A 7,351-nucleotide genomic window follows, 5' to 3' on the forward strand; every position below is an offset into this window, starting at 1 on the left:
GTCCGTCGACGGCCCGCCGCCTGAGGTGTCAGGTCGTCTCGGCGGGTTCGGCCGAGGTGCCCGCGGGGGTGCGGGGCGGGTCCGTCCTGGTGTTCCGGGCCGCGGCGGCGGACTCTTCGGCGAGGCGTTCCATGCCGCTCGTGGTCTTCAGCGGCTTCTCCTTGACGAAGAGGACGGCGACGAGCGCGAGGAGCGCGAAGGGGGTGGCGACGAGGAAGAGTTCACCGGTGGCGACGCCGTACGCGTGCTCCACGATCGCGCGGATCGGGGCGGGCAGGGTCGTCATGTCCGGTACCGCACCGTGCCCGGCGGAGCCTCCGCCGGCGGGGACGCCCGCCTCCTGGAGGCCCTTGCTCATCTCCGCGGCCACCCGGTTGGCGAGGATCGCGCCGAGCACGCTCGTGCCGATGGTGCCGCCGAGACTGCGGAAGAAGGACAGGACGGAGGTGGCGGCACCCAGTTCGGAGGCGGGCACGTCGTTCTGCGCGGCCAGCACCAGGTTCTGCATCATCATGCCGATGCCGACGCCCATGACCGCCATGTAGAGGCTGAGCAGACCGAAGTGGGTGTCGGCGCCGATCGTGGAGAGCAGGCCGAGGCCGGCGGTCATCAGGATGCCGCCCGCGACGAGGAACGCCTTCCAGCGGCCGGTCTTGCTGATGAACTGTCCGGCGACCGTGGAGGACACCAGAAGGCCCATGATCATCGGCAGGCTCATGAGGCCGGCGACCGTCGGGGACTTGCCGAGCGAGATCTGGAAGTACTGCGAGAAGAAGACCGTGCCGGCGAACATCGCCAGGCCGACGAAGAGGCTGGCGACGGTCGTCAGCGTGACGGTGCGGTTGCGGAAGATGCCGAGCGGGACGATCGGCTCGGGCACCCGGGACTCGACGAGAACGGCGGCGGCCAGCAGGACCACTCCGCCGCCCGTCAGGGCCGCGGTCTGCCAGGACGCCCAGTCGAAGCTGTTGCCCGCCAGCGACACCCAGATGAGCAGCGCGCAGACACCGGCCACGATCAGGAAGGCACCGAGGTAGTCGATCTTCGCCTCGCGGCGCGTGCTCGGCAGCTTCAGGGTCCGCTGGAGCAGCACGATGGCGATGATCGCGAACGGCACGCCGACGTAGAAGCACCAGCGCCAGCCGAGCCAGGAGGTGTCGACGAGCACGCCGCCGAGGAGCGGTCCGACGACGGTGCCGACGGCGAAGACGGCGCCGAACAGTCCGGCGTACTTGCCGAGCCTGCGGGGCGGGATGATCGCCGCCATCACGACCTGCGCCAGGACCATGAGGCCGCCGGCGCCGATGCCCTGGGCGACGCGGCTGAAGATGAGCAGCCCGACGTCCTGGGAGAAGCCGGCCAGCAGCGAGCCGACCACGAAGAGGCCCAGCGAGATCTGGAGCAGCAGCTTCTGGTTGTAGAGGTCGGCGAGCTTGCCCCAGAGGGGGACCGTCGCCGTCATGGCGAGGAGCTCGGCGGTGACGACCCAGGTGTACGAGGACTGGCTGGCGCCGAGGTCGGCGATGATCCTGGGCAGGGCGTTGGCGACCACGGTGCCGGCCAGGATGGACACGAACATGCCCGCCATCAGGCCGGACATGGCCTGGAGTATCTGTCGGTCCGACATCGAGGTCGGTGGCGCCTCTGCGGGCGCCGTCGTTGAGGTCACAACATCCTTCTCACGTGGTGCGTTGTCCGGAGGACCGCGTGCGCGTGCGCGGGTCGGGGTGCTCCGGGGAGGATCCGTTCGGCGGGCGAGGGGGTGGGGGCGAGGCGGGTGCTCGGGAGCGTCCGCCTCGGCTACCCGCCGGTGTGGACGTCGGGGTGACGCCGGGGGTGCGGGTCTGGGCGCACGACCGCTCGGACGTGGTCGTGGACGTCAGGCGTCAGGCGTCGGGGGGACGCGGGGGTTCGGGCAGGCCGGCGGCGAGCTGCTCGAACGTCTCCCGGAAGACCTCGGCGAAGGGGGTCTCGCCCTGCCGCACGCACCAGTGCTCGACCGCGATGCGGACGGCGGTGCCGCCGACGGCCGCCAGGAGGCGGGGGTAGAGCGGCAGCGCGCGTCTGCGCTCCTGCTCCTGCGGTGATCCGTGGGCGGGGCGGTCCTCGGTGAAGAGCGGCGAGCCGGCGCCGACGCGCTCGGCGAGCGCCTCCGCGAGGAGGAGTTCGTCGGCCATGTGGGCGCCGAGGGTCCGGGCGAGCAGCTGGGGGTTGGAGCCGAGGACCTCCGCGTGGAGCCGCCAGGTCTCGTGCTGCTGCTCGACCTCTTCCAGCTCGGCGGCCAGGGCCTCCCGGAGCACGTCCAGCGGGGCGCGTCCGGCGGGGGCGGCGAGGACGTCGTCGCAGACGAGGGCGCCGGAGTCCGCCCCGATCATGACGAAGACCTCGTCACGGGAGTCGAAGTAGTTGAAGAACGTCCGTGTGGAGACCCCAGCGGCCGCGCAGATGGCGTCGACGGTGACGTTCTCGACACCGTGCTCGGCCGCCAGGCGCACCGCCGCCTCCGCCAGGGCGGCGCGGGTCGCCTTCTTCTTGCGTTCTCTGAGCCCGCCGCGAGCGGGCACCCCCTCTGCCATGCGTGCATGGTACGCAAAAATGCATGGCCTGCAAAAATTGACTTCCGCCACTCACCGAAGGGGCCGCGGCGGGTCTTTCGACGAGGCTAAGGCGTGCCCTTCTCCTCTGGGCCGGACGTCGTCGAGCCGCGCACCCTGGAGGCATTCCTGGAACTCTCCCGAAAGGACGCGCGGGGCCATGACCGGTTTCTGGCTGAACGGCTCCCCCGAGGGCGCGGGCGGCTCCGGACTGAGCCCGTCCCTCGCCCGGGCCAATGTCCGCGCCTGGCTGGCCGGCGAGGGGATCGACGCCGAGGCCGGTGCCGAGGTGCTCCTGGTCGTCTCGGAGCTGGTCGCCAACGCCGACGAGCACGGCGGCGGCTGCACCCACCTCGCCGTCTCGGTGGGGGGCGGCCGTGCGGCGCGGGTCACCGTCGCCGTCGGCGACCGGTCCCCCCTTCCCCCCGTCCCCCGGGACGACCGGGAGGACGCGCTGTCCGAGCGCGGCCGGGGCTGGGGCATCGTCCGCAGGCTCGCGAGCCGGGTCGACACCTCCTCCTCCCCCGGCGGGGGCAAGGTCGTCCGGGCCGAGGTCGCGGTGCCCCTCCCCCGGCCCGTACGCGCGCGGCGGCCGGACCGTCAGGTCGTGGGGTGACGTGGGGGCGGGTGCGAGGGCGGGACCGTCAGGCCGTGGGGTGACCTGAGGGCGAGGGCGGGACCTCGTCGCCTCGCTCCTCGGGCGGTGCGCCCGCCCGCCGCGCCTCCAGCGCGGCCCGTGCCGCGGCAGCCTCCCGCTCCAGACGCTCCGTCAGGAGTCTTACCCGGGCCTCTCGTTGTGCTCCCGTCAGGCCGGTGAGCCCCAGTCGCGCGTCGCGTGCCTCCTGGGACACGGCGTCACCTTCCCTTCGGTGCGGACGGTCGGGGGCGAGCCTACGCACCCCACCCCCTCCCGTCGCTCCGGGAGGGGGTGCCGGTCGCCGGTCAGGGGGTGGTGACGGTGGGGCGCGGCGGCGTGGGCATGCCGGCGCCGATGAAGAAGCCGGGGTGCGGGGGCTGGTTGTAGGCGGTGTTCTGCCAGGCGAGGGCGGTGCGGTACTGGGTGTCGTGGAGCAGGGTGGTGATCCTGGTGGTGGTCGGGTGGGGCGTGGAGTAGACGCGCAGGGCGGTGTTGTCGTCGGTGCGCCAGACGACCTCTTCCCGCCAGTCGCCGAGGAGGTCGCCGGAGAGGGCCGGGGTGGCCTTTGTGGTGTTGTTGGAGGAGACGCCGGCGCCGGTGAGGAGGCGGGTGTCGCCGGAGGTGCCGTACTTGTCGATGTGGGTGCCGTCGAGGAGCTCGCGGACGGTGTCGCCGTCCCACCAGGAGAGGAAGTTGGTGCTGGAGGGCTCGCGGCCGAGGGAGGCGCCGGACGCGGAGCGGAGGGTGGTGTCGGAGGAGGACCACGCCTCGGCGCCGGGGCTGCCGGCGTAGATGTCACCGGCCACGCCCCTGCCGTTGTCCGCGCCGGAGGCGGTCTGCCACAGGATCTGGCCGGTGCGGGCGTCCGCCAGCCAGGAGCCGGGCTTGGTCTTGTCCTCGGAGACCTTGAAGTACTCCAGGCCCGGGCGGGCGGGGTCGAGGTCGCCGAGGTGGCCGGCGTCGCCGTGGCCGAGTCGGGTGGTCCAGAGTCCGGAGCCGTTGTCGTCGACGGTCATCGCCCCGTAGGCGATCTCGTCCCTGCCGTCGGCGTCGACGTCCGCGATCGACAGGGCGTGGTTGCCCTGCCCGTCGTAGCCCTTTCCGACGTTGGTGGAGGAGTTGGTGTCGAAGGTCCAGCGGCGGGTGAACCGGCCGTCGCGCCAGTCCCAGGCGGCGATGACGGTTCGGGTGTAGTAGCCGCGGGCCATGATCAGGGACGGGCGCGCGTCGTCGAGGTAGGCGGTGCCGGCGAGGAAGCGGTCGACGCGGTTGCCGTAGGAGTCGCCCCAGGACGAGACCGTGCCGCGCGCCGGGACGTAGTCCACGGTGCCCATCGCCCTGCCCGTCTGGCCGTGGAACATGGTCAGGAACTCGGGGCCGGTGAGGACGTAGCCGCTCGTGTTGCGGTGGTCGGCCGACGCGTTCCCGATGACGGTGCCCGTGCCGTCGCGGGTGCCGTCGGCCGTCTTCATGGCGACCTCGGCCCGGCCGTCGCCGTCGTAGTCGTACACCTGGAACTGCGTGTAGTGCGCGCCGGAGCGGATGTTGCGGCCGAGGTCGATCCGCCAGAGCCGGGTGCCGTCGAGCCGTATGCCGTCGACGATCGTGTTGCCGGTGTAGCCGGACTGCGAGTTGTCCTTGGCGTTGGTCGGCTGCCACTTGAGGATCAGGTCGGCCTTGCCGTCGCCGTCGAGGTCGCCGGTGGAGGCGTCGTTGGCCTCGTAGGTGTACGCCACCCCGTCCGGGGTCGTGCCGCCCGCGGGCGGCGAGATCGGTACGTCCAGGTGGCCGGAGCGGAACTTCAGCGCGGTCTCGGAGGACGCCTGTTCGACGCCGTCGACGACGGCGCGCACGGTGTAGTCGGCGGAGTCCGGGGCGCCCGCGTCGAGGTAGTTGGTGGAGGTGGTGAGCGGGGTGGGGGTGAGCCTGACGGCGCCCCGGTAGACGTTGAAGGCCACGTTGTCGGGGTCGGTGGCGAGCCAGCGCCACGAGACGAGGTTGCCGCTGCCGGTGGGGGTGCTGGTCAGCCCCCGGTCGAGGCGCTCCACCTGGCGAGCGGTGGCGGCGTGTGCGGTCTGCGGCAGGACGACGGGCGCGGAGACGGCGAGGAGGGCGGCCGTGAAGCCGCACAGCAGCCGGATCCGGGACCGGGCACGCACCCGGCGGGGTGGCGGGGTGGGGTGGGAACTGCGGCGTGCGTCCGTCATGGCGACCTCCGTGGCGTGGGGGCGAGGGCGGTGTCCCGCGGTGCGCGAGGAGCGTGACGGCCACCCCGGAAGGGGTGTGGGAACGCTCCCACACCGGTGCGAGCGTAGGAACCCGCTGACGCCCGGTCAAGAATCCTGTCGCATCTTGTTGTTCGCCGGTGTGCGGATTCGTGACTTTCCCGTGGCGTGTCGACGAGCCCCCGTCGCCTCAGGCGAGTCCGCCCGCCGCCACCCTCAGCGCCTCCCGCATCACCCGCGCGAGCTCCCGCTCCGAGGCGTCCGCGTCGGCCGCCCGGACCTCCTCGCCCCAGGCGTGGTGTTCGACCGCGGCACGGAGGGCGGCGTTCAGCATCGCCGCCTGGAGGGCGGGGCGCAGGTCGCCCGGGGACAGGCCGGCGCGGTCGGCGAGGGCGCGGGCGAAGGCCGGCTCGGCCTCGTCGTAGGACTGGAGCCACACCGCGCGCAGGGCGGGTTCCGTACGGGTGAGCCGGACCAGGGCGCCCACGGGTGCGCGCCCCTCAGGGCCGCGGACCGGCCGGGGCGCGCCCGCGAGGGCCCGCTCGAACGCCTCCTCCAGGGGCGTTCCCGGCCGCCAGGCGCGCAGGCAGGCGGCGATCGCGTCGATGCCCGCGGTGAACAGCGGGGCGACGCAGGCCTCCTTGCTCGGGAAGTACCGCCAGACCGTCCGGGCGGAGACGCCCACGGCCTGCCCGATCTGCTCCCCCGTGGTCGCCGCGACGCCCTGGGCGACGAACAGGTCCACGGCGGCGTGGGCGATCTCCAGCCTGATCTCCGCCTTGCGCTCCTCCGTCAGGGGCGGCCGCCCCGTGCGCCCCGCGCCCCCCGTACCTCCCGCGCGCCCCCGGGATGCGGTCATACGGCCCTCCGACTCGATAGCTCCGCTCACGTTCCGTACGGTGCCGATTCTCCCCGAGGACTTTATGTCAGTCAGAGACATTAACTCGTTACAGTGGTGGCGGGGCCTCGGAAGGCCCCGTTCCCCATCGAGAAGAGAGCAGCGTCATGAGCACGGGACTGGCAGGCCGCAGCGTCATCGTCACCGGAGCGGGATCCGGCATCGGGCGGGCCGCCGCCCTCGCCTTCGCCGCCGAGGGGGCGCGGGTGGTGGTGGCCGACCTCGACGCCGAGGGCGCGGCGGCCGACGCCGTGGAGATCGGCGAGGGCGGCGGCAGGGCCGCCGCCGTCACCGGCGACCTGAGCGAGCAGGCCGTGGTCGACGCGGTGACCGCCACCGCGGTGGAGCGCTTCGGCGGGCTCGACGTGCTGGTGAACAACGCGGGGATCATGGACGGCATGCAGGCGCTGGCCGACGTCACCGACGCGGAGTGGGAGCGGGTCATCCGGGTGAACCTCACCGCCCCGTTCCTGCTGACCCGGGCGGTGCTGCCGCACATGCTGGCGGCCGGCAGGGGCGCGATCGTCAGCACCGCGTCCGAGGCGGGCCTGCGGGGCAGCGCGGCCTGCGGCGCCTACGCGGCCTCCAAGCACGGCGTCGTCGGGCTGACCAGGTCGCTCGCCGTGATGTACCGGGGCAAGGGCATCCGCGCGAACGCGATCGCCCCCGGCGGCACGCGCACCAACATAGCCGTCACCGCCGAACAGGGCGCCCACGGCCCGACGACCCTCGGCCCCCATTTCGTCAACGTCGGCCGCCTCGCCGAGCCCGAGGAGCAGGCCGCCGCGATCCTCTTCCTCGCCTCGGACGCGGCGAGCAACGTCAACGGCGTGGTCCTGCCGGTCGACGACGGCTGGTCGGCCGTCTGACCGGTGTCCGTCGGGGCGCCGGGAAAGACGACGGCCCCGACGGAAGGCCGCCCCGGTGGACGCCCGACCCGCCGGGACCGCTCGGCGACGAGGGCGGCGGCGCCTCCCACCCGCCGGACGGCCCGGCC

6 protein-coding genes are annotated in these 7,351 nt (G+C 73.2%); 2 read left to right on the forward strand and 4 right to left on the reverse strand.

What is annotated here, in order from left to right; genetic code table 11:
* Nucleotides 1-28: 28 nt before the first annotated feature.
* Both IE321_RS39815 and IE321_RS39820 read right to left on the reverse strand, forming a co-directional pair.
* The gene (locus IE321_RS39815) at nucleotides 29-1,627 is read right to left on the reverse strand and encodes an MDR family MFS transporter (RefSeq protein WP_190226532.1); all 1,599 of its coding nucleotides are present in this window, start codon (nucleotides 1,625-1,627) and stop codon (nucleotides 29-31) included.
* 259 nt (nucleotides 1,628-1,886) lie between these two features.
* Nucleotides 1,887-2,576: a TetR/AcrR family transcriptional regulator gene (locus IE321_RS39820; RefSeq protein WP_190226533.1), complete on the reverse strand. Its 690-nt coding sequence runs from the start codon at nucleotides 2,574-2,576 to the stop codon at nucleotides 1,887-1,889.
* Between the two features lie 178 nt (nucleotides 2,577-2,754).
* On the opposite strand from IE321_RS39820, the gene IE321_RS39825 reads away from it, so the two are divergent.
* Nucleotides 2,755-3,210: an ATP-binding protein gene (locus IE321_RS39825; RefSeq protein WP_190226534.1), complete on the forward strand. Its 456-nt coding sequence runs from the start codon at nucleotides 2,755-2,757 to the stop codon at nucleotides 3,208-3,210.
* A gap of 326 nt (nucleotides 3,211-3,536) precedes the next feature.
* Here IE321_RS39825 and IE321_RS39830 read toward each other — a convergent pair whose 3' ends face one another.
* Nucleotides 3,537-5,438 carry a rhamnogalacturonan lyase gene (locus IE321_RS39830; RefSeq protein WP_190226535.1) on the reverse strand — a complete coding sequence of 634 codons (1,902 nt, stop codon included), beginning with the start codon at nucleotides 5,436-5,438 and terminating at the stop codon, nucleotides 3,537-3,539.
* A gap of 208 nt (nucleotides 5,439-5,646) precedes the next feature.
* Nucleotides 5,647-6,315, reverse strand: a complete 669-nt coding sequence (locus IE321_RS39835; protein WP_190226536.1) for a TetR/AcrR family transcriptional regulator — start codon at nucleotides 6,313-6,315, stop codon at nucleotides 5,647-5,649.
* Nucleotides 6,316-6,461: 146 nt separating this feature from the next.
* Between IE321_RS39835 and IE321_RS39840 the strand changes: the two genes are divergently transcribed.
* Nucleotides 6,462-7,223: an SDR family NAD(P)-dependent oxidoreductase gene (locus IE321_RS39840; RefSeq protein ID WP_190226537.1), complete on the forward strand. Its 762-nt coding sequence runs from the start codon at nucleotides 6,462-6,464 to the stop codon at nucleotides 7,221-7,223.
* Nucleotides 7,224-7,351: the final 128 nt, after the last annotated feature.

Origin of the sequence: Streptomyces hydrogenans (assembly GCF_014656075.1) — a bacterium.
Classification (GTDB): domain Bacteria; phylum Actinomycetota; class Actinomycetes; order Streptomycetales; family Streptomycetaceae; genus Streptomyces; species Streptomyces hydrogenans.